The 1,350-nt window shown below is 63.3% G+C and carries 1 protein-coding gene; it reads left to right on the top strand.

What is annotated here, in order from left to right:
• Positions 1-19 precede the first annotated feature (19 nt).
• Positions 20-1,222 (top strand): MFS transporter, encoded by a 1,203-nt coding sequence (locus B2W52_RS01665; protein ID WP_053113478.1) that lies wholly within the window; start codon positions 20-22, stop codon positions 1,220-1,222.
• Positions 1,223-1,350 lie beyond the last annotated feature (128 nt).

The following is a 1,350-nucleotide window of genomic DNA, read 5'->3' as shown; positions in this document are numbered from 1 at the left end:
AGACTGAATCGTCTTGCCCGTGGCTGAATACCAGGCCGCGACCACACCGCCACCGCCAGCGAAGCTGCTGCCGGTGGCGGTGTTGCTTTGGCTGGCCGGCGTTTACCTGCGGATACCGGTACTGGTCGCGCCGCCCCTGGCGCCGTTCATCAGCAACGAACTGGCACTCACCCAGGCACTCACCGGCGCCCTGACCACCCTGCCCATCCTGATGCTGGCCATCGGCTCCATGCCCGGCTCACTGGCCATTGCCCGGATTGGCCCCCGCAATACCCTGGCTCTGGCCATGGTGATTATGGTGATCGGCTCCGCCGGGCGCGGCCTGATGCCCGACACCCTGACCCTGATGATTGCCAGTGCCGTCATGGGCATCGGCGTCTCCATGATGCAACCATCACTGCCGGCACTACTGCCCCGGTGGCTGGACCCCCACCACCTCGCGTTAGGCTCGGCGATCTACATGAACGGCATGCTGATGGGTGAGTTCATCGGTGCCGGCATCACGCTGCCTGTGCTCATGCCCCTGCTAGACAACAGCTGGCGCGCCACCCTGGTGGCCTGGTCACTCCCGGCGCTGCTGGTTGCCGCAGCCCTGTTCCTGCCCAAACGGGACCGGGCCAAACCGGTGCGAAAAGTAGCCTGGCTACCGGACTGGCATAACCCCTTGACCCTGAGAATCGGTCTACTGCTCGGCCTCTCCGGCTCGCTGTTTTTTGGCCTCAACGCGTACATGGGCAACCTGCTGCAGCATCAGGGCCAGTTCGACAAACTGCCGGATGCCCTGTTCTGGTACAACCTTGCCCAGGTCTTCGCCTCCCTGATCATGCTGAAAATGGCGCGCTACTGGGTCGGGCGTCGTGGCGTCATCGCCACCCTGGCCAGCATCAGCCTGCTCGGCGCCATTGGCGCGGTCATGCTTACCGGCTGGTGGTCCATCGTCAGTGCCACCCTCATGAGCTTGGTCGCCGGCATGCTCCTGATCCTGCTCGTAGCGATACCCCCGCTGGTGGTCTCCGCCGCCGAAACTGGCCGCCTCTCCGCCGGCACCTTCCTGGTCGGTTACACCGTCGCTTTTTGCGTGCCTATGCTTGGCGGTGTCGTCGCCGACTGGACCGGCGATGCCCGCCATGCCCTGATGCTGATGATCACCTACGGCCTGCTGGTCTTGCCCCTGGCCTTTACCCTGAACCTGGAACGAAAAAAGGACCAGCCCGAAAGCTGATCCTTCTCTGAATACCAATTTTCCCTTCGCGGACTCCCCATATCCAGCCGGAACGGCCGTGGGGCGGGGGTGTCCTTTCCGCCGGGAAAAAATGTCTGAGCAAAGCGAGTTGTTTTTCCCAGAGGAAA

This window comes from Marinobacter sp. UBA2498, from assembly GCF_002341575.1.
In the GTDB taxonomy this organism is placed as follows: domain Bacteria; phylum Pseudomonadota; class Gammaproteobacteria; order Pseudomonadales; family Oleiphilaceae; genus Marinobacter; species Marinobacter manganoxydans.
Note: the sequence above shows the minus strand (reverse complement) of the source record. Positions and strands in the feature narration are given on the sequence as shown.